Here is a 25,872-nt window from a genome sequence, read left to right as displayed (position 1 = left end):
CGTTCATCACTCGCCACTATAGGCAATTTCAGATGTCGCCCGCCCTGGCATTTTGGTAGCGCCCTGCTGCCCAACCGTGGGCGCAATCGCGACTGATCCGCGCGACAGCCAGTCGCTATTGGATAGGGTACAAAGGGCATAGGCCTTCAAGGGAATTAAGAGAAAGATGTTCACAAGCGTGTGGAGAGCAAAACCCAGAAACCTCAGTTCGCGGGCGCGATAGGCAGCCACGCTACAGCGGACAAGAGTCATGGATCCAATGACCAGGATCGTCCACCAGGGTAGTGTGGCGGTCAGCGCAAACTGGCCAATTCCTGTCAATACCGACAGCGCAAGAAGTAGCAGGCCGACATTTTGCCCGATTGCGTCCAGCGTGAGATATCGATCGAGACCAGGCAGTACGGGGAGCGCAAGCAAAGTATCCCGAAAGGTGCTGCGTGCCCAGCGTAGTTGTTGGCGTAGATAAACACCCATCGTGTCTGGAACGACTGTCGCCGCGATGGCACTCGGAACATACTCAGTTCGAAAGCCTGCGCTCAGCATGAGAATCGTCAAATGGCGATCTTCGCCGAAGTCACTCGGCTTGCCGCGATAAAGCTGCGTCTCGTACTGATCGAGCAGCGAAAGCATAGCAGACCGACGGTACATCGCACATGGGCCGCAGCAACACATAACTGCACCGAAGCGAGCTTGTGCCGCGCGCTCCTCGTTGCAGGCAAGCCAGTACTCCATGTCAATCAAGCGAGTTAGCCAGGTGTCCGCCTGGTTGCTGGCTTTCATTTGGCCCATCGCCGCACCGACTGCTGGATCCCGCATTTTGTGGGCAAGCTTAGATACGACGTCGGGGGCGATCGTGGTGTCTGAGTCCACATTCAAAATGAGATCCCCAGAGGACTGGGTTATAGCGGCGATTTGCGCTTTGCGCTTTCCAACATTTTTAGGGAGAATTGTGAAGTTGAATCTCTCATCGTCTGCATAGACAGCGCGCTGAGCCACAACCGCGTCGCGATTTTTGGAACCGTCGTCGACTACATAGATGCGCAATTTTCCGGCATAATCTTGCTCCGCAAGCGACGCGAGGCATTCCGAAAGAACGATTGGGTCTTCGTTGAAGCACGGCACGATGACATCAACGCTTGGCACGGGGTTGGTTTCAATGTCTTTCGCAGGTGTTGTTGAGATCGTTGTCCGCCTAGCATGAAAGACCTGCGCGCTCTTATAAACAGTGGAGAGCATTGCATAAAGCGAGATGGCGGCGATGCTGGTTGTTGCGAGCAGGGTCATGGTTTCTCGTTTGTCCAGTGTTTCAGGGAAGTGAACGAATCTCGAATCCGCGGCTATGCAGTGCCGGAATAATTCGAGAGAGTGCTATGAGCGTCTGGTCACGGAGTCCGGCAAGCGAGCATTGCTCAACCTCATCGGGAGGACACCCGTCGTGCAAAAGCACGATTGCCCCAGGCCGAGCAGCAGCAAGCACCTCATCAACGATCACGTCGACGCCCGGGCAAGACCAGTCTCTAGGGTCGGCCGACCAGTGAACGGCTCCAAGTCCAGCCCTCACCGATGCTGAAAGGACGTCTTCAGTCCAAACCCCGTAAGGCGCTCGTAAGTGCCGGACCAAGGCTTGGGGACAGGCCGAGACAATAGCTTGATGCGCCTCGTCTATTTCACGTTTCACATCCTTGGGATCGCAGGTGGCGAGGTCGGGATGCGTCATGGTATGATTGGCGACATCATGACCTTCCGCCACAAGACGCCGAATGAGTTCGGGGTGATCCTTCACGTATGAGCCGATAGCAAAAAATGTCGCCGGAACGCGGTGCTCAGCTAGAACATCCAGGATTTGCGGCGTGCAGAATGGATTAGGACCGTCGTCGAACGTCAAGTAAACGCAGCGAGCTTCGTGGCCGCTTGTGTGATTGACCGGTACTTCGCTCATATATGCGGGCCGTTTCATAGTTCCGACCCGTTTCGTTCAATCAACGAGCCCGCGGGCCACTCAGTCATTGGACGGTCGACGGGAACCACCAATACGAGGACATCTTCAGTGCGCGTGGCTGGCAGGTCGGAATGCGCGTCTGGAAGCGTGGAGCGCACACGCAGCCCGGTCATAATATTGGCGGTCCCGTCTCGGCAGTATCTTTCCATATGATTCCGCATGGCGTGGCGAACTGTTCCGAAAGCAAATGGAACACTCAACTGGCGCAGAACCGGAAACATGGCGCGGACCGAGTGAGCGATGCCTAATCCTTCTAGATCCGGTCGCACTCCGTACAGGCCTAGCTCAGCCACAAGCAAATCAGTCGTACCGACCTTTATGAAGCGGCGTAACAAGCCCATGTGGCTAGCGACGCCGTGCGAGTCATATGCGATTGCGCGGCGTTCGGGCCTCGCACCACCCCAGCTTCGGCCAGTCTCGAACGGCTTGGCATTGAACGCTCCCGTCGGTCCATAGGTCTTACAAAAAAAATCAGCGAGTTCCGCGTGGTCGGAAGCTTCCAGCTCATTTTCCCAGCATATTTTCCATCGCACTTCAGAAGACATGCAAAAGCTCCAAGTTGTTTCTTCGCCCAACCACGATCAGAGCTGCGCGATATTGTTGCGCATACTTGTTGGATTGCCGGTTAGGCAATCGAGCGGTTAAGAGGTTTAAGAGTCTCGAACCGGGCCCCTGCCCGGCACTTCGTTTTTTAGTTCCTGGCCCTGATATTGATCAAGTTCCGGGTTTTCTATAAGTGATCCGAAAGATTGGTAAAATTGATTGTTTGGATGGCAATCATCTATGAAATGGATATTCAACCCATGCGTTTTAAAGGCCTAGATCTAAACCTTCTTGTAGCACTCGACGCTCTAATGACCGAGCGCAAGCTCACAGCAGCGGCGCGCAGCATCAACCTCAGCCAACCCGCCATGAGCGCCGCCATCTCTAGGTTGCGCGACTATTTCCGCGACGACCTTTTTATCATGCAGAGACGGGAGCTAGTTCCGACCCCGCGTGCAGAGGCACTTGCCCCCGCTGTCCGCGAAGCCCTCTTGCATATCCAGGTCTCCGTTATAGCTTGGGATCCAATAAACCCAGCGGAGTCCGACCGCCGATTCAGAATTATCCTCTCAGACTTCATGGCACTGGTCTTCTTCGACAAGATAATATTGCGCTTAGCTCGGGAGGCGCCAGGGGTCAGCTTCGAGTTGCTGCCACTTGACGACGATCCGGAGGAGCTTCTCCGCCGTGGTGATGTCGATTTTCTGATCCTCCCGGATTTATTCATGTCCGGCGCCCATCCGAAGGCAAGGCTTTTCGAAGAGAGACTGGTGTGCGTCGGCTGCCCTACGAACGAGCAGTTACAAGGGCAGCTCTCCTTGGAGCAATATATGTCCATGGGACATGTTGCGGCTAAGTTCGGACGTGGTCTTAAGCCTTCCGTAGAGCAATGGTTATTGATGCAGCACGGCCTCAAGAGGCGTATTGAGCTCGTCGTCCCGGGGTTTAACTTGATCCCGCCATTGCTGTCTGGCACTAATCGAATAGCAACCATCCCCCTGCGGCTGGTCAAACATTACGAACGAACTATCCCACTAAGAATCATTGAGCATCCTTTGCCGCTTCTTTCATTCACTGAGGCTGTCCAATGGCCGGCTCTTCACAACACTGATCCTGGAAACATCTGGATGCGCGAGATTATGATCCAAGAGGCTTCGCGCATGGAATCTGAGATGGAAAGTTGTACGTCGTAAGCGGCACCGCCGGCTCATCACAGCGCGTTGGCTGTGTTCCCAAAGGAGGCATTATGTTACAGGCGGCCCCCGCCGCCTCAGCTCAGCTAGCAATCGAAGCTATTGCCGAGAGCGATCGTTACCTGAGAAGGTACGATTCGTATGCTTTCCCTGGCCTCATGCAAAGGTGATTCAAAACTTTATTCCTGTAACCTATGTTCGGCCGATCGCGGAAACCAGCATCCAGCTGCGGTGACTTCCCCGACCTTCCGCACATGCGCTTCTGCGCGAAAATGACCAACGCGCCGACCCGGGATAGTAGCCGAAGCTCTACTTTCGATCCCGCGATAAATCTTGTTCTTGAGGGTTTGAAACGGCGCCGGCGCGAGAAGTTAGCCGCGGCAATATGTCGAGCCACAATCCATAGCGTGGATGCATTTGATCCACACAATCAATTTTACCAATGATCCCATATGATCCATAGCAGGGCAGCCGCGCGGTGAGATTCCGGTAAGTTTTATTGGTTTCTGTCGTCACTTCGCAGACGAGCCGGAACATCTTCCGATGTTAGCAGCAATTAGATCGAGCCTTCTCGCAAGGCCGTCGGCTCGTCGAAATTAGGCATGATGGAGAGGAATACAAATGGCTGATCAACTCACACTGGAAATTATCAGTGCGATCAATAAGCTCGTCAAAGCTGAAGACGGCGGGAGAACGATCGTAGCGCTCGGCGAAATAACGACTGACACTGAGTTGACTTCACTTGGCATCGATTCGCTGGGTTTGGCCGATGTCCTTTGGGATCTGGAGCAGCTCTACGGCATTAAGATCGAGATGAATACGGCCGATGCCTGGTCGAACCTCAACAATATCGGCGACGTGGTGGAAGCCGTCCGTGGCTTGCTCACCAAGGAGGTCTGAATGGACAGACGCGTCGTTATCACCGGATTGGGCGGACTGTGCGGACTGGGCACCGATGCTTCCTCTATCTGGACGGAGATGCGCGAAGGCCGCTCCGCCATCGGCCCGATCTCAAACTCAGAGATTCATGAGCTGAAGGGGATGATCGGGACCGAGATCAAGGTGCTGCCTCAACACGACATTGATCGCAAACAGCTCATCTCCATGGACCGCTTCAGCCTGCTAGCCGTGCTTGCAGCTAAACAAGCCATGCTACAGGCCGACCTTTCGTGCAATGAAGGAAATGCCCACCGTTTCGGCGCGACAGTGGGCGTTGGCTTTGGCGGCTGGGACGCTACCGAGAAGGCCTACCGCACCCTCCTATTGGGCGGCGCGACTCGCACTGAGCTATTCACTGGGGTAAAGGCAATGCCTAGCGCGGCTGCCTGTCAGGTAAGCATGAACCTCGGGCTGCGGGGGCCAGTCTTCGGTGCCACCTCTGCCTGCGCCTCGGCCAACCATGCGATCGCTTCAGCGGTAGATCAGATCAAGCTCGGTAGGGCGGACGTTATGCTAGCTGGAGGAAGCGACGCGCCACTCGTGTGGATCGTGCTTAAGGCATGGGAAGCAATGCGCGTACTCGCTCCAGATACTTGCCGGCCATTCTCGGGCGACAGGAAAGGACTAGTTTTGGGCGAAGGTGCGGGCATGGCCGTGCTGGAAAGCTATGAGCATGCCGCCGCCCGCGGTGCAACGATGCTTGCCGAGGTCGCCGGCATCGGCCTTTCCGCCGATGCCTACCACATAGCTGCACCAGCTGTGCATGGGCCGGAGGCGGCGATGCGCGCCTGCCTTGTTGATGCGGGTTTAAATGCCGAGGATGTAGACTACCTCAACGCCCATGGCACCGGCACCAAGGCCAACGATCAGATCGAAACGACGGCGATTAAGCGCGTCTTTGGTGACCATGCTCGATCGATGTCCATCTCTTCCACCAAATCCACTCACGCGCACTGCCTCGGGGCAGCAAGTGCGCTCGAAATGATAGCCTGCGTGATGGCGATCCAAGAAGGTGTCGTGCCGCCCACGGCCAACTATCGCGAACCAGACCCCGATTGTGATCTGGACGTCACGCCAAATGTGCCCCGAGAGCGCAGGGTGGGCGTGGCCATGAGCAACGCCTTCGCCATGGGCGGCATGAATGCTGTCCTTGCGTTCAAGCAGGTGCAATGAAGTGAAGATCGTCACGACTAACCCTTGTAAGGCCAGCGGCACATGCTTGAAGCAGGCACCGCAATCCTGTCAAATAGTCTCGCTCTAATTCCTCGGATACTCTCGCATCTGAAATTTTCCTCCGCGCAAACCATGCTACTCCGCCGTCTCGGGGCAAAGGCTGTGGGATGAGAGGGATGCAGCCGGTCGCCCGCTCTTTCCGGCATCAGCGAGCACACACGTCTGACGAAGTGGGCTCGGCACCGCTGCTTGTTGGCATTGATGAACCTTCGGTGACTTTGCGGCCTTCGTGGTCATCGGAGAAAGCTATCACCACGCTGATATCAATTCGAGCGCCGTGGCTTTGGCGACAGCTTCACTGGTCGTGGCGACGGTCAGCTTTCGGCGTGCCGACGCAAGATAGAGCTGCACCGCACTTACCGAAATGGACAAGCGGGCGCAGATCTGCTTTGCCATTAGGCCGCTGGCCGTCATATCGAGACATTGCAGTTCGCGGCGCGACAATTGCGGAAAATCCGCAGTTTTTCTCAGGCCCGACAGAACCATGGCCCTGTCGTGGAGATGGTGGGCGAGAAACTGGAGGTCGCGCATGCTGTCCATGCGGAACCGACGCCAGTAGGAGGCGGGCTGATTGGAGGTGATCGTAAACAGCGATCGCTCCCCGTGAGGCCCACGCACCGGCAGTGTCACGCCTTGCTGCCCGATACCGAAGGCCATCGCCTCCTTAAAGAAGCCGTGAGCGCGCCCTGAATCCCATTTTGACGCGGACCATTCCACGGGCAGAAAGCCGCGCTGTCCGAGCCGCACGACGGGATCGATGCTGAAGTAATCCCGGGCAAGATATTGCTTCACCCACTCGGGCGGGTAGGTCAGCATCAGCAATGGATTGTTGGCCGCTGCGCCCGAGGAGCGGGTCACATGCAGAACCATGTGCGATATCGCATAGATGTGGCGGACTTCGTCCAGCGTCGTTTCCAGATCTTCCAACGTCGGCGATGCGGAGATCCGGTCCAAACTGTAGAAAAAACGAGAACTGCTCAGCATGAGATGGACTCGCGGTTGTGTGTTTTCCTGACTGGGGTAGTCGTAACATTTCGCGGTGAACGAGAAAAGAACGTTTTATGGCAACCATGGCGCGATGTGAAGAACAGGTTAAGGAACTGACGACACTGTGGGCGGCGGGACGGCGACTGGCCTTACCGCATGCCACCATCGACAAGGGCCCTGCCAGGACAGGAAGAGGTTTGATTGAGAAGTCGGGCTAGGTTGGTGCGAAGTGTCCGACAGTTATCTCCAGTCACGTCCCACAGGCCGACATACAGTTTGCCGATCTCGGGCAGTGATCGGGCAAGCGGCGTCGGCCTCCAGCCGAGCCTGCGATACACCCCGACCATCGCCCCATCATAGACGCCGACGATGTTTTCGATACCGGCGCCGAGGGCAAGAGCGCAAAGCCCTGAGAGCAGTTCGGTGGCGACTGCGCGCGATTGCGCGATGTGTCCGGCAGATGGGTGAACGCAAAAGCGAGTACATTCCCAGGTCGTCGGGCTGTCGACGTCGATAGGCTGATCGAAGAAATGCCGAAACTCGCTTTTGAGCATCGTCGCGCCAGTGGTCGGCAGCAGGCGTAGCGAACCTGTCAGTGTGCCCGAAGGTCGTTGAGTGACGAGATATACGGGATCTTCGACCTCATCATATCGGTCCCTCTCCCATTGATCCCGGACATCGACCTGCCATCCCAGCCGATCGCGAAAAACGACGGCGCGAGCCCGAAACATTGCATCGAACGCACGTCGATCGGTCTCGAGCATGTCTTTGGTGAGTATCCGCAACATATCCGTTCCTCCTGATCGTCGATGTTTCACAACAGGCGCCGACCTCGAGCAATCTGGATATTTCACCAGATTGACCGGCGCTTCGACTTACCTTTCATTTTCACAGGCATTTCCGAAGCTTGATCGATCTCAAGCTCGCTGTGGCTGCCAATTCAACGCAACCAAGGAAGAATCGTTCGTGACCTACGATCCAGCCCGCGGCAAACGCATTCGAGAAGCGATATCTCGGGGCAAGTTCCGGAAAGTACACGCTCTTGCAGCCGAACTGAATGTATCAGTCGCGGCCGTCTCGCGCTGGCAAAATGGCGGCCATACGTCCCTCGAAAGCGCCTGCGCTCTCGCGCGCCTGCTGGATGTTTCCCTCGATTGGCTGCTCTTGGGGCGAGGGACCATAGACGGGCATAGGAACAGCGCGATCTCCGCCACGGAATTGCTGTGGGTAATGGCGCTACGTGGCCGATCTGCGGCGGCTCGGTCCAATCTTATTGGGCTGCTCGAATCCATCCCTCCGGAACAAGCGTTACGCTAAGCACAATTCCGCACGGTTTTTTTACCTTGCGCTCAACAGCTTTAGGTTGCTCAAATTCACCGTATCAACGATCTTTCTAGTTAGGGTTTCAATGACGAGACCGGCAGGAAGGCTAGCCCACCCTGCCCTCGCCGACGCGAAGACCCTTGTTTTCACTATCAACGCAGAAGGGTTGCCGACATGTCTACAATGTTGACCATCAACGTGAAAAACTACGAATCCCAGACGCAAAACTTCTACTTCTTCCAGCAACCGGCAATTTATACCGGCGGCGGGCAAGTCTATTCGAACAGCCTTTTCTCGCAGTCGCTCGGCAACTACGACAACACCGGCGCGATCCTGACCTTCCAGGTCAACCTGCAATATTATGCCGGCATCCAGCAGGCGAATACACCGCCGCAAATTGGCGCATCATCTGGCTACTCGTCAGCCAGCCGCGCCATTGATCTTGCTCCGAGTTCGGGTGGCAGCGGTAAACCGAACGACTGGACGACTGCGACGGTCAATCCGCTCGGACTATCCTCGCCAATCTACGGGGAAGGTGTACAGCCTGGCGCATTCCGCATCACCACGCCGGTTTTCAACTCGCCGCCCTACTTCAATGTCGGCTCAGCGGTTGCCGTCAATGGCGGCATCGTGCTCTCCAACTTCGTGCAGGCAAACCCGGCCAGCAATACCGATTGCCAGCCGATCCTGAAATATTATGTCCAGACCGGCGCCTACACGCCAGGTGTCGTGATGAACTTCACGCAGTCGAGCGTGAACGCGGCGCTTTCCGACTTCACCGGCGGCTATTCCGTCTGCAACGTCAGCCTGAAATCTGACGGCACCTGGACGACGCAGCTCCAGTAAACCTTGGCAGCCATGCAGGTGAAGAACCGTCCCCTCTTCACCTGCATGCGCAGCATTCGCGCGTTGCCGCCGCCCGCCGGGCGACGGACAGGCTTGATCTCAGAGGGGATTGTCACACGCCATGACCAGTTCGTCCTACCAGATCATCGTTCGGAACTTCTCGCAGACGACGCAATATTTCTATGTTTTCCAGAAGCAGGCGGCATTTCCGTTGCTGCCGAGCCATGGTCCCATCCTCAGCGGCAGTCTCGGCTGCCAAAGCATCGGCAATTACGCAAGTTCGGGAGCGCAGATAAATTTCGGTTTGGACAGTCAGGTCTATGCAGGTGCCCTCAGCACCAAACAGGCGGCGTCCCCCTCGCAGCTTATCGCGCTTCTCTCGCTCAATGCCGCCACGCTATCCGTGGTCGGCAGCAGCTCGGCGTTCCGACCGGTTACGCTCACCACGGTCGACGGTTCGCCGGACAATTGCACGACCTTGACGCTCGATCCGCTTGGACTTTCCGCGCCCGCCAATCAAGCCGGAGTTGCGATCGGAGGATTTGGCATAAACGTGCCTTCCTACACGCCGTTGCCGCGTCCCGAGCTCTATTGTGGCGTCGTCGCACTGAACGACAATCAAGCTATCATACTCTCGAGCTTCGTCGCTCCTTTCCCCAACGCCGTCATGAACTGCATACCGAAACAGATCTTTTTCGTGAAGATGGGCTACCAGCCGGTCGGAAGCACCGTGACTTATGACGAGAGCAACTCGGCATGCTGCGATTTCACCATCGGCTACGCGAGCTACACCGTGACTTACAAAGCTGACGGAACCTTTTCGGCGACAGGAGGACCGTAGACCCAGAGAACCGGATCATCATTGACGCTTGAACAAGCCAACCCTTGAACCGAAAGGAATATAGCAATGTTACGTATCACGTCGAAATTCGCTGGCCAAACAGCACGTCGCGATAAAATCGCTGCCGGGCTTGCCATTTCCATCGTCTCTATCCTCGCAACAGCGCTGCCTGCCGCCGCGCAACTCGTTTTTTCGTCCGATTGCCGGAACTACCAGCCCATTGCGGTCGCCCCGCCGAACGACGCGATCCTCTTCACCAAGCAGCCGGTGCCCCATCCGAACGGAACGGCCTCCGTCTTTGCGATCGTCGGAGCCGACACCTATGTCATTCCGGCTGGGGCCAACTCCTGCATCGTCGCCGCTCCCCCCGCCGATGACAATTACTGCTTCATTGCCCGTAACGACGACACGATCGACGGCGTCGGTTTTGCCGCCATTCGAAATCCGGGGGGCCTGACCGCCTGCCAGTAAGGGGTGAATTTCCTACATCCAGCAGTTCTCGTCCGGTCTTGCGCGAAGGTGAGGCGGAAAGTGGAATATCCACCTCCGCCCGCTGTCGCGCGCTTGTCACCCTGGCGACCCAATTCTGCACGCTAAGAAGCAATCGGTGGGTGAAAGAAACTACAGCTAATGAGCAGTTCATAGGCACTGGCCAGCGGTAATCTTTCAGGTTCCAAGGATTCTATTGACGGCGGCCGCGATAGCGGCCTCCGTCGGTGAACCAGCCCTTCGTCATGCCGCGCCCCGCCAAGACGCTGACGATTTGCATTCCCGCCGGCATCGAGCAAGGCGGACGGCCCATAGAGACTGGAATAGAATAAACCTTCGGGAAGCCGGGCAGTAACTTGAGTAAAAGTCTTTTTATGACGGTCTCTTAGTCAGCCTTGGTCTGCCTATGCGCTTGCCGCTGTGTTCGGAATCTGCCAAGCTAAATAGACACATCTTATTGTGCCCTCCCCCAGCCGGTGAATGCGAAGGTCGCTCCCGGTCTGCCTATCTGCAGGATTTGCCGCGCTTGAGCAGATGACTTTCGAACCAGACCGCGAAAAGGCGAAAGATTGCTGTTAACTCCTCTGTGCGCTCTGCCGGCAACCAGGTGAATCCGAGCGCAATGACCGACCACTCCTCGAACAAGATCTGAGAAGAGACGATGACACGCAGCCAAAAAGAAAAGATGCTCGCAGGCGAGATGTATAACGCAGCGGATCCTGAGATCCAAGCCGAGTTGCTCCTCACCGGGGCTTGGCTGAAACGGTACAATGACACGCTGGGCGACCCCGCCGAGCGGTGGCATGCGCTTCTGGTAGAACGATTGGGGGCTGTCGGGCTTGGAGCTGCTATTCGTCCTCCGTTCCACTGCGATTACGGGTTCAACATCCGTATCGGAGCGTGGGTCTACATCAATTTCAACTGCGTCATCCTTGACGTGGCAGCAGTGACTATCGGCGACGGAACCGCAATAGGGCCCGCTGTGCAGATTTATACTGCGGACCATCCACATGATCCAGAGCAGCGCCAGGCTGGGTTGCAGTTGGGACGACCGGTCAGCATTGGCAGGCACGTCTGGATTGGTGGTGGAGCAATCATTCTCCCGGGCGTGACGATCGGCGATCATGCTGTCATTGGCGCTGGTAGCGTGGTCACTCGAGATGTTCCTGCAGGAAGCACGGCGATGGGAAATCCAGCTCGGGTCAGGGTTGGTGGACGCTTGCCGCAATCATAAAACTAGGCGTCGGGCGAAAATCCGGTGGTAAGGGGTAGTCTCGTTGCTTGTGCGAACGACGATTCTGGGTCGCCATGGCCCGTGCGACCGTCGGCACTCTGACGCAGTTCTCTTTGCAAATGCGGTCGGGCAGTCGTGCTAAGTGATTTACTGATCGCGTTTGCTACGACCGGCTGCACATTGCACCGGACCGCCGGATTCCAGCGTCAGGATCCGGCTGTCCTGTCGAAAACTTAAGGCACCATCTACTGCCGACACACGCGGCCATGTGACCTTTCCTCGGAGACCGTTTGAAGATAGCCTGCGTTCGTCCCATGCCAAAGCCTCCTTCCCATCGGCGCCCGAAACCAACCTGTCGAATCTAGATCGACTGATGTTTTCCAGGAGATGCTGGTTCTGCTTCCGATTTATGAGTTGCGAACTGGTCGCATGCGAAGGGGTCAATTACGTTTAAGGCTCAACTCGCAGATACAGACCGCTTCACCTGCATGAGCACGAATTGTTTTCGTGCGCGCGATGAATGACAATTGCTCGCTCTGAATAGAAATCCACGCGCGGTATGTCGTCGGTAAATATCTTGCTGTCGCCAGGAACATCTTCAGAAGTAGGCACCGATCACCCGGCGCAGCCTATCGGTCCCACTCTGCAGAAAGCGCCTTTCGCCACGTACAGCGTTGATTGACCACCTACCTAAGTACACCTGCATCCATAACGTGGATGATAGCTATCCCAACAATCAATTGTACTAATCTGTTTGGATTTATTAGCACGCGCTGGAGGACACGCGCCGAGCGGCGTCCGCCTCCTGATTACCTGTCGGGGGCTCTTGGGACATGGGTGACGAGCATGTGTGGGATTGTTGGCATAGTGGGACATAAGCCCGTGTCGGAGCGGCTGATCGAAGCCTTGGGGCGGCTGGAATATCGCGGCTATGATTCATCCGGCGTTGCTACGATCTTCGAAGGAGAATTGCACCGGCGCCGTGCGGAAGGCAAGCTCGGGAACCTTAAAACGAGATTGAAAGAAGCGCCCCTGAGCGGCACTGTCGGCATTGCCCACACACGATGGGCGACCCATGGCGCACCGACAGAATGCAACGCTCACCCGCACTTTACCGATGGTGTAGCCGTTGTTCATAACGGCATCATCGAAAATTTCTCCAAGCTAAAGGACGCATTGGCGGAGGTAGGGGCCAAGTTCCAGACTGACACGGACACCGAGGTGATTGCGCATCTCCTGACAAAATTCCGCCGGGATGGCATGGGATGCCTTGAGGCAATGCATGCCATGTTGAAGTGCGTCGAGGGCGCCTTCGCTCTTGCCATCCTGTTCGAGGATGATCCCGCGACCATTATGGTGGCGCGCAATGGACCACCGTTAGTGATAGGCCACGGCGATGGTGAGATGTTTCTAGGCTCCGACGCGATCGCTCTTGCTCCGTTCACCAATGACATCACATATCTGAACGATGGCGATTGGGCTGTTGTAGGCAAAACGAGTGTCCAGGTTTTCGATATCGAAGGCAAAGTCGTTACGCGCCCGCGGCACAGATCGATTGCTACCGCCGACCTGGTCTGCAAGGGCAATCACCGGCACTTTATGGAAAAAGAAATCTACGAGCAATCCGAGGTCATCGCCGGTGCTCTTGGGCACTACATCAATGTCAAAGATAGTCATGTCACAACGACTTCAACCGACATCGATTTCGCCAGGGTTGAGAGCCTCGCGATCGCCGCCTGCGGCACGGCATATCTTGCGGGATTGATTGGCAAATATTGGTTCGAGCGCTACGCACGCTTAATGGTTGAAATTGATGTCGCCTCTGAATTCCGTTACCGCGAAATCCCGTTGTCGCCGCAGTCGGCAGCGCTCTTCATCTCTCAGTCTGGTGAGACGGCTGACACGCTTGCATCGCTGCGCTATTGCAAAGCACAGGGTCTGAGAATAGGCGCTGTCGTCAATACCCGAGAATCAACTATTGCCCGCGAGGCAGATGCCATCTTTCCGATCCTCGCCGGGCCAGAGATCGGCGTTGCTTCTACCAAGGCATTCACTTGCCAGCTTGCTGTTCTCGCGGCGTTAGCCATCGGCGCAGGCAAGGCGCGAGGCACGATCACAGATGGCGAGGAACAATTGCTCGTCCAAAGTTTGGCGACGTTGCCGAGCGTTATGCGACAGGTGCTGAACGACATCAAGCCGAAGATAGAGCTCTTGTCACGGGAATTGTCGAATTACCGCGACGTGCTCTATCTCGGCCGCGGCACAAGTTTCCCATTGGCCATGGAAGGTGCGCTGAAGCTTAAGGAGGTTTCCTATATCCATGCCGAAGGTTATGCGGCAGGAGAATTAAAACACGGTCCGATCGCATTGGTCGACGAAAATATGCCAGTCATCGTCATCGCGCCACATGATCGGTTCTTCGATAAGACTGTCTCCAATATGCAGGAAGTGGCTGCCCGCGGCGGCCGCATCGTTCTGATCACAGACGAGACGGGAGCTTCGATGTCGAAACTCCCCACCATGCACACTATCGTATTACCCAATGTCGAGGAGATTATCTCGCCGATGATCTTTTCTCTGCCGCTGCAGCTTCTTGCGTATCACACAGCGGTCGTCATGGGGGCAGATGTGGACCAGCCGCGGAATCTGGCTAAATCAGTCACAGTCGAATGATCGTGACGATTGGTTAGATCGCAACTCGCCTCCGAGAAAATCCACGACTTGATCAGACATCAAATAAGTGAGGTCGTATGCACGAACTTTCGCTCGCCGACGTGCCGTCGCGAATTGGCCAGGAGCTCGGTAAATCCGAATGGATAACCGTTGATCAAACTACAATCGATCTCTTTGCCGATGCGACACACGATCATCAATTCATCCACGTGCACCCGGAACGCGCGGCAGTCGAAAGCCCGTTTGGTGGCACTATCGCTCACGGCTTCCTGACACTCTCGCTTCTGTCGGCGATGAACTTTAGCGGCATGCCAAAGATCCGCGAGCAGACCATGGGCCTTAACTACGGCTTAGACCGGGTGCGTTTCATGTCACCAGTTAAGACCGGCAGCCGTGTGCGCGGTCGCTTCGTTCTCTCTGAATGTCAATTTCGCGGCGCAAGCATGCTGGTGACTACCTACGAGGTTACGGTGGAGATCGAGAACGAGAACCGACCGGCACTCACTGCTAATTGGATCACTATAATTCAGTTTGATCCGAACGACAGGCCTAAAGGGATTTGACGCCAGCTCGCGCCAGCGGGTGTCGACTTGTTGTTTTGGCTGCACGCGATTTCGTAGTGTCACGCCGGAATTCTCGATCTGCTGCGTCGGCAATTGCGCGCTGGCATCATCCTTCGGGCAGGCGAAACGGGTTTGAGTTGAATTTCGCTGTAATGGAGGCTGATTGATTGCATTCGTTCCGTCTGGCCGCTGCGGTGTTGCCGCTACTTTTGTCATCTTGCATGCTCGGGCCCGACCATGCACCGCCGGAAACGCCTTTGCCGGAGAAGTTTTCCGAGGGTGCAAAACAGAGCGCCGGCGATGTTGCGGTGTCGGCGTGGTGGGATTCGTTTTCAGATCGTACGCTCAACCAGTACGTTGCCTCCGGCCTGGATGAGAACCTCAGTGTTCAGCAGGCGCTCGAAAGGGTTAATGCCGCCGCCGCGGACGTCACCATCGCTGGCGCCGGGGGCCTTCCCAAGGCATCACACACGTCAAGCGGCGAGATCGGCAAAGGGGGAGATGTCACGAGCACACAGAATATCTCCAGCGTGCAACTATCGTTGACTTGGCTGCTGGACGTATTCGGTCAGTACCGGCGCAGCACTGAAAGCGCACTGGCTTCTCTTGATTCTGCGCATGCGGCTGTCGACGCCGCAAAGCTAGCTCTAATCAAAGATCTTGTTTCCTCCTACATCGACGCCCGGTACTACCAGCAGCGCGTCTCGATTTCCCGAGCGAACCTGAAGTCCCGCCAGGAGACCTACGATTTCACGAATTTTCAAGTCGAAGCGGGAGCGGCTTCCCGGCTGGATGTCTTGCAAGCCGAAGGACTTGTCCGATCGACGATTGCCGAAATACCAAGGCTAGAACTGAATTTTCGCGTGTCGGCGCATCACATTGCGGCCCTCCTCGCTTTGCCGTCGGAAACAGTGATCAAGCAACTGCAGAAAAGTGAAGGGCAGCCGGTCTATCGCGGAAAGATCAATGCCGGCATTCCCGCCGATCTTATTCGCAATCGATTCGATATTCGCCAGGCTGAACGGGATCTCGCCGCCGCGACTGCACAGATCGGCGTGGCGGAAGCACAGCTTTACCCCGCGATAACGCTCTCCGGCTCGATCACCCCTTCCTATACCAAGCAGCGCGGCCGTCACGGGGGTATCTTGAAATGGTCCTTCGGGCCGAGCCTCGACCTCCCAATTCTGGACGGCGGCCGTTTGCGGGCAAACGTGGAGACTTCTAAATCGGACGCCGCAGCAGCCTACATAAGCTGGAAATTAACCGTCCTGACAGCTGTGCAGGAAGTCGAGGACGCTTTGACAGCCGTCCGACGCGACGTTCACACAGAGAACTCACGTCGCAGGCAAGTAGAAACGATCGAAGAAGCACTGAAGCTTTCGACGGCCTCGTACACGGATGGCGCCTCTTCTCTCCTCGATGTTCTCGAAGCGCAAAGGCAGGTGTCCAGCGCTCAGGCGAGCCTCGCTGCGGCGATCCAACAACTGGCCAAGGATCACGTGCGGTTGAATGTAGCAATCCGCGGTGGTTTTGCGGCTCCCAAAGTCGCGTCACCCAGGGAGGCCTCGACGGTTGCAGCCGCAAATGCAAACATCCAATCCGCACATTCGCAATAGCCGAGCGCTGGATGCGGGATGGTTTAACCTGATCACGTCATTAGCGCGCCAGCGCCTGAGTTGTATTGGCGCCGGCCGGGAGGTCGTCCAATCGCGGCACATGCCCTTCACCACCTCCCGCTTACGAGCAGGGCTTAGAGCTAATGGGATGGTCCGCCCTGTCTCCCGAGAGCATAACGGAGGTGGGCAAAGGAGGGCTGAAATTATGGATCGCAACCAACTGCGCCAATGCGCCGTCTTCGGCATCGATATCGGAAAGAACCTCTTCCACGTGGTCGGCCTGGATAGTTCCGGCGCGAGACGCTACTGCAGTTCTTCGAACGAGCGAACAGAACGCTTGTCGGAATGGAATCCCGTCCGGGTTCCCAATGGCTTGCGCCAAGTTGCAGACGATGGGGCATTCCGTCCGCATCATCCCGGCGCAGTGAAGTCTATGTAAAATCGAACAAGAATGACATCATCGATGCTGCGGCGATCGCAGAAGCTGCAAGGCGACCGACGATGCGCTTCGTTGGCATTAAGCAAGCCGATCAGGTCGATCTTCAGATGTTGCATTGGGTGCGTATTCCGATGAAACCGGCCACCGATTCCGATTTGAAGCCGGCCATTTTTCGGGCTGATCCTGGGTCTGTTTGATGTTTGGATCGGGTTTTGTGCCAGGTCAAGCTTTGCTGTGTTTCAAGCGCCATCGGTGAACGCTGTTTGCGCATACTTTCGCCAATGATATCGATGCCTCGGCGTTGTGAACGAGGCGATCCAGTATCGCATCGGCGGCGTTGGGTTTGAAATAATTTCCCACCAGCGATCCAGGGGCACCTGGCTTGTGACGATCGTCGAGCGACGCTCGTAGCGGTCTTCGATGATCTCGAGAAGATCGCGGCGCTGATCATCGCTGAGTTTTTCCGGTCCCCAGTCATCGAGGATCAGCAGGTCGGTCTTGGCGATAGATTTGGGGATTCTGCCGTATCGCCCGTCACCCCTTGCAAGCGCGAGCGTGGCGAACAGCCGGGGAACGCGGTGGTATGCAACGGAGAAATCCTCGCGGCATGCTTTGACCGATGGATGCGCCCCAGCGCCCAAAGCGATCTGGTATCCACTCAGCGTATCGCCGGTGGGAACTGGGCATGTGATCTGGGTCGGTTCCATGACGACAGCCGCCATAGCGGCGCTGATGGACGGCGATGCGCTTGCCGCGGTAAAAGATCTCGATGGTGCGCGCCGTTGCTCTAAGATCGACCTGCTGGCGAATGAGGGCATGGGGGACGGAATAAAAGAAGCTTTTGAACTCGACGTGATAATCGGTCGAGACACGGACCAGACGCCATTCGGCGAATTCGTAGTTTCACCCGGGAGGCTAGCGAGCGCAGCACGTTCGACACGTTCAAATACTTGCCGCCGGGTAACACCCAATCGACGCATGAGGTGATCGTTGATGCGATCAAGTGCCAATAGCGGCATTAGCCTCAGCCAGCGAGAAGAAAGTCAGCTTGCGCAACCGCCCCAGGATGCAGGTGGCGCATGGCGGCGTCGTCATCGGCGACGAGAACTTGTTTCAATGGCGTACCTTTACTGGTGCAGTCGATCAATAAATCACGTCGTTTCTATTTTCAGTTCCCTGCGCCACGTTGGGAAAGAGAAGCGCCCCAAGGGTGGAACGCTCCTCGGATCTTCGAATTAAATGAAGCCGAAATTTTCCGCCGTAAGCGAGGTAAGATCCGACATGTCGTGCAGATTGTCGACATGAGCGAAGGCATGCGCGTGGTTCGCAGAATCGACATAGGCTAGTGTCGCACCGTGAGTTTTGCCATCTTGACCGAGAGTTTTTTCGTCATGGTAGACAATGATGTCACCGGGGACTTCGTCGTGAATAGCGGTCGCGGCGGCAGAGCCAGACGTGAACCCTCGATCCGTGATTACCACGACGTGCTGACCGTGCGCTTTCGCGGCCTCGCCATTGTAGAAAGTGTCCACAAATTCGCCTGGGAAACCCTTCGAGTGGTTGATGAAATTTGCGCCAAACAGATCCCCTTTGCCGAAGTCACCGGCGTCCATGACAAAACGGTCTTGCTTCGGGTCGAAATCCGTCACAGTCGTATACCAGTGCGTTGTTCCAACCATAGGATCGTGGAACCGAAACACGAAGGCGTCGCCGTCTTCGCCGCCAGTCAGAACATCTGCGCCGTCGCCGGCCACCAGGGTATCCCTTCCCTTACCGGCGTCGAGCCTGTCGTCGCTCTCGCCGCTATGTGGTATTACGCGGCGCACTTCGAAGGGGTTGAAGGCTTTGAATGAGCCGTCACTATACAGGAGGTCGTCACCATCACCAGCATGGATTGTGTCTGAGCCATCCCCCGCATAGACAATGTCATGGCCGTCACCGGCAAAGATCACGTCGTGGCCGGCTTGAGCCCAAACCCAATCATCGCCGCCGCCGGCTTTGATCCAGTCATTGAGCTCGCGTGCATAGATTGTGTCGTTGTCATCGGATCCGTTAATAAAGGGGCTGCTATCAGTGCCTTTGATCATCATCGCATATACTCCTTGTGAGGCAGCCTGCGCTGCCAGCCCCCCTTATGTTTTCCAAGAGCGAATTAGTGAAATCCATTGATTTGATCTGAGGGATTTGAATAATGGATGCCAAAATGTTTATCTCCGGACGACTATGCGCCCTTCGTAGATGGCCGGCAGAATATGAAAAAGACTTGGGGCTATGACGATCGGCGGCCGAGCAGTGACAACAATGTCCGCGACAGTCGTTGACGAAGGCCACAACTTCTTCCCTCGTATACGCTGGAGACAAATCTGCAGAGCACCTAATCTCAGGGTGCTTTGCAGATCGAAACCCTCAGCTCCAGGCGTGGAGCGGTGGCTTCTCGCCGTTCAGGAAATACTTACCCAAAATGGCATACTTCCAGCGGACGGGGTCGTGCAGAGTATGGGTGCGGGCGTTGCGCCAGTGGCGATCAAGCCCGTGCTCTGCAAGGGTCGAGCGCGTTCCTGCCAGTTCGAACAACTTGTTGGCGGCCGCGATCGCGATCTCAGTGGAGAGGATCTTGGCTTCGGCGGTAACGATCTGGGCTTCCGCAACGGTTCCCGCGTTCGGGTCGAGGATCGCTCGGTCAATGGCATAACCTGCCTTTTCAAGCAGCGCCTGCGCCGCATGAAGCCTTAGCGTCAAGTCCCCGATCGCCTGGATTGTGTACGGATCGTCCCAAGCGTTGTCGACGCCGGAATCCACCCAGGCGCGGCTCTTGGTGCGCACAAAACTGACGGTCTCGTCAATCGCGGCCTGCGCGATGCCGGTATCGACAGCCACTTGGATAATCTGGAAGATCGCTCCGTCCGCAGTCGGCACTTCATACCCTTTGTAGCCAGGCACGAGATGCGTCTTCGACACTTTGACGTTGTTAAGCAGTACCGTGCCCGACAGCGTGGTACGCTGGCCAAAGGAGGACCAGTCGTCGATGACAGTCAGACCCGGGGCACCGCGCTCGGCAATTGCGTACCAGGCCCTGCCCTCGTCATCCAGTGCCACGATTGGCACCAGATGCGCGAGCAGCGCTCCTGACGAGTAGAATTTCTGGCCGTTGACCACGACATGATCTCCGGCATCAACGAATTTTGTTTCGAAGTCGACCGCACGCTTGGATCCAAATTCGGAGAAGGCATTGCCGAAGCGCGTTCCTTTCAACACTTCCGCGAAGAGCAGCTTCTGTTGGTCTTCGTCTGACACCGTGCGGATGGCGGCGACCACACCCAGGTGGTTTTGCGCGATTTGTCCGATGGATGAATCGGCCGCCGAGATGATCTCGATGACCTTCGCAAGCGTCGCATAAGAGACCTCGGGACCGCCGAAGGCCTTCGGCACGTTGATAGACCAAAGCCCGCTTTGCGAAAACGCGTCCAGTTCCTTGACCGGCCAGATGCGGTCGCGATCGCGTGCTGCCGATTCCTTGACGAACTCTGCCGCGAGTGTCTTGGCGATGGCAATCGCTTCGGCGTCAGTCTTGATAATGTGGGCGGGCTGCGACGGGCGTGGAACAGGTGGCACGGCCTTTGCGGCATTTTCGGTATTTATGGTAGGATGGGTCACGGTGTTTCTCCTCTTGGATCGTGTTAGCCGACAACGGCGGGGATGGAGGGAGCCACGGCTCTCTGGCCGAGGTAGAAAGACTTGATGTCGTCGCGCCCGCGCAGATCCTGTGCGTCACCGGTCAGCACCGTGGCGCCGTTTTCGAGAATGATGGCGCGATCCGCATATTTCAGAGCGACGGCGGAATTCTGCTCCGCCACAAGGATAGAAAGACCTTCTTCGCGATTGAGGTGGCGGAGCTTCCGGAAAATGTCCTGGACGATGAGCGGCGCCAGTCCCATGGATGGTTCGTCGAGAACCAGGAGGCGCGGCCGCGACATGAGCGCCCGGCCGATCGCCGTCATCTGCTGCTCGCCACCCGAGGTCAGGCCGGAAAGTGCACGACGCTTTTCCTTCAACCTGGGGAAATGCGCGTAGATCTTCTCGATATCCTCGGCGATCTCAGCGCGCGTGCCGCTGCGGCCAAGCCCGCCGGAGACGAGGTTTTCCTCGACCGTCAGGCTGCGGAAGCAATGGCGGCCCTCAAGCACCTGCACGAGACCGGCACGCACCAGTGCAGCAGGGCTTGTGCGCAGGACATCGAGCCCGTCGAAGCGGATGCTGCCGGAAACGACTTGCCCACGTTCGGCTGGAAGCAGATTGGACAACGCCTTGAGCGTCGTCGTCTTTCCCGCGCCGTTGGCGCCAAGGAGCGCCAGAATTTCACCACGCGCCAGATGGAAACCGACGCCGTCGAGTGCGGTGATGGCGTGAATGTACGTTGCCTTCAGATCATCGACCGCAAGCAGAGTGGTTTCCAGAGCCATGACAGTGTCCTCTTGCCTTGAAAGGCGAGATTGAGAGAAGGCGAGAGGTTGGAGAGAGAGGCACCACCCTCGCGCCAGCTCTTCATGCCGCGCCTGTTGTCAGGCGCGGCATGAAGGGATTAGTTGGTCGCCGTTTCGGCGTCTGCCGCGGTACGAAGCTTGATGCCCTTCTCGGTCGCGTAGGCTTCCGAGGACTTCTCGATGATCGGCCGCAACAGTGCCCAGTCCGGTGCAATCCAGTCAGAGACAACGTTCCACTTCTTCCCGTCCCACTGTTGGAAAGTCACGTAGCCGTTGCCCTCATGATTATCCCAGGTAACGTTGATCGAGTGGAACAGGCTCTTGGCGCCGAGCGCCTCGACACGCGCCGGGTTGAGTTGTAGGTGTTCAAAACCCCAGCGGACCTCGTCGCCCGTGAGCGTCCGCTTGCCGAACTTCTCCTGCGCGATACGGATTGCCTCGACATTGAGGATGCCGTTGACGATACCGAGGTTATGATAAACTGACCCGATACGCTTCTTGTCTTCGAGGTTGCCCTTGCCGGAGTCGTAGAGCGTTTTGACGATCTCCTGAACGACCGGGTATTTTGTGCCAGATGCCTGCGTAGTGATCGCCGTATAGCCCTTGGCGGCATCACCAGCGGGGATGACGTCTTCTTCTGAATTGGACCAGACGTTTCCGATAATATGATCTGCCGGGAAGCCAACCTTGGCTGCGGTTTTCAGCGCGACCGGGTTCATCACGCCCCAACCGCGTAGGACGACGAAGTCTGGCTTGGCGCGGCGGATCGTGAGCCATTGCGACTGCTGTTCGTTGCCAGGATGCGGCACCTCGATCTGCTGAAGTTCGAAACCATATTTTTGCGCCAGCAGTTCGTAAATCGGGATCGTTTCCTTGCCATAGGGCGAGCCGTGATAGAGAACGACGATCTTCTTTCCCTTGAGATTTTCGATACCGCCTTCCTTGCCGGCGATGTAGTTCACGATGCCTGAGGTCTCACTGTATGGATTGAGCAGCAGCGGGAAAACATAAGGGAAAACGCGGCCATCGGTCGAATCCGTGCGGCCATGATTGATAGTAATCAACGGCACCTTATCGGCGGTGATGCGATCGATCATCGCATAGGCAATGCCGACGGAAAGCGGGTTCCAGGCGGCGACGTTCGGGTTGGACTTCAGGCGCTCGTAGGCTTCGACGCCACGCTCGACCTCGTACTGCGTTTCAGCTTCCGACCATGTCAGCTTGACGCCACCCACGCCGCCGTCGCGCGTGTTGATCAGGTTCAGATAATCGATGAAACCACCGAAGAAGCCGGTGCCGCCGGCAGCATAGGGGCCGACGCGATAGCTCTGGAGCGGGAAATATTGTTCGTCCGCATGGGCCATCGGCAGGGCCACCGTGAAGGCGAGGCCGGCGGCAAGAGCCGCAATCTTGAATTTGGCAAGGATCGTCATTTTTGGACATACTCCGGGTATCGACCGGGGCAAGGCGCCGGTCCGGGTTGATCTGATAAGGGCTGGTGGCATTTCGAGAGCCTTGATAGCTCCGTTTCGATCAGGACTGCACGATGGCGGCACGGATTCGTTTTCGGACCCGATCCCAAAGGGCGACAAGCCCATCCGGTTCGAGGACCAGAAAGAGGATGATGAGCGCGCCGAGCACGATGCGCTGACTCATATCCAACACGCCTGAATTGAAGATATTTCCGAGCAGGAAGGAGCCAAGCCGGGACAGGACCAGGGGAAACACAACGATCAGCGCCGCTCCGAAAAAAGCACCGCGGATCGATGCAAGCCCCCCGATGATGACGATGAACAGGACCTGGAACGACCGGTCAAGATTGAAACCGGCGGGCTCGACCGTGCGCAAATAGGCGAACGCCCACAGGACTCCGGCGATGCCGATGATGAAGGAGGAGATTGCGAAGGCCAAAAGCTTGGTTTTCAGCACCGGCACGCCTATGATCCGCGCCGCTGTCTCGTTGTCACGCACGGCGATGAAATTGCGGCCGGTCTGCGAATTCACCAACCGATGGGCCAGCAAAGTGAGAACGGCGACCACCGTCAGCGCGAAATAGTATCGTCCGACCGGGTCATCGAAAACAAATCCGGAGACCGAAAGCTGCGGCGCATCGATCACGCCGGACGCGGAGTCATTGGAGAACCAGCTGAATTTGGTCAGCGCCCACTGCACGAAAAACTGCGCAGCGAGGGTCGATACTGCAAGGTAAAAGCCCTTGAGGCGGAGGCTCGGAAGGCCGAACACCAGACCGATGCCGGCCGCCGCAAGACCAGCAAGAATCATGCTGACGATCAATGGCAGACCGTCGACGCGAAGATTGAGATTGAACGCTGCGAAGGCACCGACAGCCATGAAGGCAGCACTTCCCAGTGACACCTGCCCTGCATAACCCGTGAGGATATTGAGCCCCAAGCCGGCGAGGCTGAGCGCCAGGAACGGCAACAGGATAGCCTCGAAGAGATAGTCGGACCCGAGAAGCGGCACAACACCATAGGCAATGGCAAGCCAACGCAATGGCGTCGCCCAGTGCGCCGGGAAACTGTAGACCGAAAGATCATGGGTGGTCGTGGACATCGGTCAGACCCTTTCCACAAGCTTCTGGCCGAACAGGCCGGAAGGGCGCACGAGAAGAAAGGCGAGCGCGATGACATAGGCAAACCAGCCCTCAATGCCGCCGCCGAAATATCCGCCGATATAGACCTCAGCCAGCTTCTCGGACGCGCCGATCAGCAACCCGCCGAGGATCGCGCCGAGGATCGAGTCGAACCCACCGAGGACGAGAACCGGCAAGGCCTTCAGGACAATCAGCGACAGTGAGAATTGCACCCCGACGCGGGCTCCCCACAAAAGACCGGCGACCAGCGCCACCAGACCTGCGGTGGCCCAGACCGTCGCCCAGATCCAAGGCAGTCTCAACCCGACGGCGAGCGCCGCGAACTGATCGTCGGCCACGGCGCGAAAACCGAGCCCGATGCGGGTGTAACGGAAGAAGACAGAGAGCAGCAGCACCATGGAGGCGGCAACGACGGCTGCGAAGATGTCGAATTGACTGATGTAGACACCACCGACATCGAACGGCACATCCTCGATACCGAGATCAAGGCCGTGCACCTGCGTGCCCCAGATCAGTTGGGCAGCGCCCTCGATAATATAGGAGAGGCCGAGCGTCGCCATGAAGAGCGTGATCGGCGGTTTGTTGGTCAGCGGCCTCAACACGGTACGCTCGACAGCTATCCCGATAACGACCATGATCGCGAAGGTGATCGCGAATGCGAGCGGGAAGGAAATGCCGCGTTCCGTCACGCTGACGAAGGTCAGCGCCGCGAACAGGAGCATCGCCCCTTGCGCAAAATTGAGGACGCCGGATGTCTTGTAGATCAGGACGAAACCGATCGCGACCAGCGAATACATGACGCCGGACAAAAGGCCGCCGACGAGAACCTCCATGAAGAACAGCCAGTCGAAGTCAGCCATCAGATGCCCGCCCCCTCTTCATTTTCGGGAGCGACACCGAGATAGGCATCAATCACGCGCTGGTCGCGCTGGATTTCGTTGGGTGTTCCATCGGCGATCTTGCGGCCGTAGTCGAGCACGACAACGCGGTCGGACAACCCCATGACAACGCCGATATCGTGCTCGATCAGCACGACGGTGGTACCGAACCTGTCACGTGCGGCGCGCACGAAATCGGCCATCTCGTTCTTTTCCGTCGCCGTCATTCCGGCCATCGGCTCATCGAGCAGCAGGATGTCGGGCTCGGCCACCAGAGCGCGCGCCAATTCCACCCGTTTTTGCAGACCATAAGGCAGTGTACCGACCAGACGATCGCCAATATGCGAAAGGTGGAGGAACTCGAGCACCTCGAAAGCCCGACTGCGGGCATCCCTCTGTTCCGTGCGGGCTCGACCGAGGCCGACGATCTGTTCGACGAAGCTAGACCGCGTCTTGTGCGCTCGTCCCACCACGACATTGTCGAGAACGCTCAAACCCTTGAACAATGCCAGGTTTTGGAACGTGCGAGCGATGCCGAGACGGGCAAGTTTCTGCGTCGGGACCTGGGCATGGCGGCGCCCGGAGAGCCACACAAAACCGCGATCGGGTCGGTATACGCCGCTGATCACATTGATGATCGAGCTCTTGCCAGCACCGTTGGGCCCTATAACGGCGAGGATTTCGCCACGCCAAACGGACAGATCGATATCCTTCAGGGCGACGACGCCACCGAAGGATAGATCGATGCGGGCCAGCTCCAGAATGATGCCGTCCGTTGCGCCGGCTTCAATGGGCGACGCCCAGGCCGCGCCTGTTCCTCTGTCCAAGCCGGCCAAGTGCTCCTGAACGTCCGGCGGAAACGGCGCCGCTCCCAAGCCTCCGAAGGCAAATGTCATAGTGTGCAGCCCCTGCTTTCGACGGCGCGCCACGAGCCCACGAGTTCATAGGCGCACGCTATCCCACCACGAACCACCGGGTTCT

General features: G+C 57.2%; 24 protein-coding genes and 2 pseudogenes. 12 read left to right on the top strand and 14 right to left on the bottom strand.

Annotated features, from left to right (window positions below):
* Nucleotides 1–6: 6 nt before the first annotated feature.
* The 3 genes from nodC to HX899_RS02925 are packed head-to-tail and all read right to left on the bottom strand — an operon-like array spanning nt 7 to nt 2,544.
* Nucleotides 7–1,284 carry a chitooligosaccharide synthase NodC gene (nodC, locus tag HX899_RS02935; protein ID WP_127431412.1) on the bottom strand — a complete coding sequence of 426 codons (1,278 nt, stop codon included), beginning with the start codon at nt 1,282–1,284 and terminating at the stop codon, nt 7–9.
* 22 nt (nt 1,285–1,306) lie between these two features.
* Entirely contained in the window at nt 1,307–1,957 is a 651-nt protein-coding gene (gene nodB / locus HX899_RS02930; RefSeq protein ID WP_127431413.1) for a chitooligosaccharide deacetylase NodB, read from the bottom strand.
* Nucleotides 1,954–2,544 carry a NodA family N-acyltransferase gene (locus tag HX899_RS02925; protein WP_127431414.1) on the bottom strand — a complete coding sequence of 197 codons (591 nt, stop codon included), beginning with the start codon at nt 2,542–2,544 and terminating at the stop codon, nt 1,954–1,956. Before HX899_RS02925 ends, nodB begins: the two co-directional genes overlap by 4 nt.
* Nucleotides 2,545–2,802: 258 nt before the next feature.
* On the opposite strand from HX899_RS02925, the gene HX899_RS02920 reads away from it, so the two are divergent.
* From HX899_RS02920 to HX899_RS02910, 3 genes are all read left to right on the top strand, one after another.
* The gene (locus HX899_RS02920; RefSeq protein WP_127431514.1) at nt 2,803–3,735 is read left to right on the top strand and encodes a LysR family transcriptional regulator; all 933 of its coding nucleotides are present in this window, start codon (nt 2,803–2,805) and stop codon (nt 3,733–3,735) included.
* A 621-nt stretch (nt 3,736–4,356) separates the two neighbouring features.
* A complete protein-coding gene (locus tag HX899_RS02915) occupies nt 4,357–4,635 on the top strand; it encodes an acyl carrier protein (RefSeq protein WP_127431415.1) in 279 nt (92 codons plus the stop codon).
* On the top strand, nt 4,636–5,847 hold the full coding sequence (locus tag HX899_RS02910; RefSeq protein WP_127431416.1) for a beta-ketoacyl synthase: 1,212 nt from the start codon (nt 4,636–4,638) through the stop codon (nt 5,845–5,847). It begins immediately after the preceding gene.
* A gap of 309 nt (nt 5,848–6,156) precedes the next feature.
* On the opposite strand, the gene HX899_RS02905 is transcribed toward HX899_RS02910, so the two are convergent.
* Entirely contained in the window at nt 6,157–6,891 is a 735-nt protein-coding gene (locus HX899_RS02905) for a LuxR family transcriptional regulator (RefSeq protein ID WP_127431417.1), read from the bottom strand.
* 152 nt (nt 6,892–7,043) lie between these two features.
* Entirely contained in the window at nt 7,044–7,682 is a 639-nt protein-coding gene (locus HX899_RS02900) for an acyl-homoserine-lactone synthase (RefSeq protein WP_127431418.1), read from the bottom strand.
* Nucleotides 7,683–7,860: 178 nt separating this feature from the next.
* Here HX899_RS02900 and HX899_RS02895 point away from each other — a divergent pair, with 178 nt between their 5' ends.
* The 9 genes and pseudogenes from HX899_RS02895 to HX899_RS35650 all read left to right on the top strand — a co-directional run.
* Nucleotides 7,861–8,211, top strand: coding sequence for a helix-turn-helix domain-containing protein (locus tag HX899_RS02895; RefSeq protein ID WP_127431515.1), 351 nt, complete (start codon nt 7,861–7,863; stop codon nt 8,209–8,211).
* Between the two features lie 180 nt (nt 8,212–8,391).
* Complete coding sequence (locus tag HX899_RS02890) at nt 8,392–9,063, top strand: hypothetical protein (RefSeq protein WP_064649264.1); 672 nt, start codon at nt 8,392–8,394, stop codon at nt 9,061–9,063.
* Between the two features lie 121 nt (nt 9,064–9,184).
* A complete protein-coding gene (locus HX899_RS02885) occupies nt 9,185–9,904 on the top strand; it encodes a hypothetical protein (protein ID WP_127431419.1) in 720 nt (239 codons plus the stop codon).
* A 66-nt stretch (nt 9,905–9,970) separates the two neighbouring features.
* A complete protein-coding gene (locus tag HX899_RS02880; RefSeq protein ID WP_127431420.1) occupies nt 9,971–10,375 on the top strand; it encodes a hypothetical protein in 405 nt (134 codons plus the stop codon).
* 679 nt (nt 10,376–11,054) lie between these two features.
* Entirely contained in the window at nt 11,055–11,627 is a 573-nt protein-coding gene (nodL, locus tag HX899_RS02875; protein ID WP_127431421.1) for a nodulation O-acetyltransferase NodL, read from the top strand.
* An 846-nt stretch (nt 11,628–12,473) separates the two neighbouring features.
* A complete protein-coding gene (gene glmS / locus HX899_RS02870) occupies nt 12,474–14,300 on the top strand; it encodes a glutamine--fructose-6-phosphate transaminase (isomerizing) (RefSeq protein WP_127431422.1) in 1,827 nt (608 codons plus the stop codon).
* A 77-nt stretch (nt 14,301–14,377) separates the two neighbouring features.
* Entirely contained in the window at nt 14,378–14,863 is a 486-nt protein-coding gene (locus HX899_RS02865) for a MaoC family dehydratase (RefSeq protein WP_011654219.1), read from the top strand.
* A 167-nt stretch (nt 14,864–15,030) separates the two neighbouring features.
* Nucleotides 15,031–16,479, top strand: a complete 1,449-nt coding sequence (locus tag HX899_RS02860) for an efflux transporter outer membrane subunit (protein WP_127431423.1) — start codon at nt 15,031–15,033, stop codon at nt 16,477–16,479.
* A gap of 202 nt (nt 16,480–16,681) precedes the next feature.
* A pseudogene (locus tag HX899_RS35650) lies at nt 16,682–17,043 on the top strand (transposase); the annotation flags it as partial.
* 134 nt (nt 17,044–17,177) lie between these two features.
* Here HX899_RS35650 and HX899_RS02850 read toward each other — a convergent pair.
* From HX899_RS02850 to HX899_RS02810, 9 genes and pseudogenes are all read right to left on the bottom strand, one after another.
* A pseudogene (locus HX899_RS02850) lies at nt 17,178–17,532 on the bottom strand (ATP-binding protein); the annotation flags it as partial.
* The gene (locus HX899_RS35645; protein ID WP_373289166.1) at nt 17,453–17,797 is read right to left on the bottom strand and encodes a Mu transposase domain-containing protein; all 345 of its coding nucleotides are present in this window, start codon (nt 17,795–17,797) and stop codon (nt 17,453–17,455) included. The gene HX899_RS35645 and the pseudogene HX899_RS02850, both read right to left, overlap by 80 nt.
* A gap of 356 nt (nt 17,798–18,153) precedes the next feature.
* Nucleotides 18,154–19,008: a calcium-binding protein gene (locus tag HX899_RS02840; protein WP_127431424.1), complete on the bottom strand. Its 855-nt coding sequence runs from the start codon at nt 19,006–19,008 to the stop codon at nt 18,154–18,156.
* A gap of 316 nt (nt 19,009–19,324) precedes the next feature.
* Entirely contained in the window at nt 19,325–20,572 is a 1,248-nt protein-coding gene (locus HX899_RS02835; protein WP_127431425.1) for an SfnB family sulfur acquisition oxidoreductase, read from the bottom strand.
* 23 nt (nt 20,573–20,595) lie between these two features.
* Complete coding sequence (locus tag HX899_RS02830) at nt 20,596–21,378, bottom strand: ABC transporter ATP-binding protein (RefSeq protein WP_127431426.1); 783 nt, start codon at nt 21,376–21,378, stop codon at nt 20,596–20,598.
* A gap of 119 nt (nt 21,379–21,497) precedes the next feature.
* Entirely contained in the window at nt 21,498–22,832 is a 1,335-nt protein-coding gene (locus tag HX899_RS02825; RefSeq protein WP_127431427.1) for an ABC transporter substrate-binding protein, read from the bottom strand.
* 100 nt (nt 22,833–22,932) lie between these two features.
* Nucleotides 22,933–23,973, bottom strand: coding sequence for a branched-chain amino acid ABC transporter permease (locus HX899_RS02820; protein WP_127431428.1), 1,041 nt, complete (start codon nt 23,971–23,973; stop codon nt 22,933–22,935).
* Nucleotides 23,974–23,976: 3 nt separating this feature from the next.
* A complete protein-coding gene (locus HX899_RS02815) occupies nt 23,977–24,873 on the bottom strand; it encodes a branched-chain amino acid ABC transporter permease (protein WP_127431429.1) in 897 nt (298 codons plus the stop codon).
* Entirely contained in the window at nt 24,873–25,766 is an 894-nt protein-coding gene (locus HX899_RS02810) for an ABC transporter ATP-binding protein (RefSeq protein ID WP_373289165.1), read from the bottom strand. The genes HX899_RS02815 and HX899_RS02810 overlap by 1 nt, the downstream gene beginning before the upstream one ends.
* Nucleotides 25,767–25,872: the final 106 nt, after the last annotated feature.

It is taken from the genome of Rhizobium sp. WYCCWR 11146, assembly GCF_013591995.1.
In the GTDB taxonomy this organism is placed as follows: Bacteria; Pseudomonadota; Alphaproteobacteria; order Rhizobiales; family Rhizobiaceae; genus Rhizobium; species Rhizobium indicum.
The sequence above is the reverse complement of the archived record's forward strand: the minus strand, read 5'-3'. Positions and strand labels throughout refer to the sequence as shown.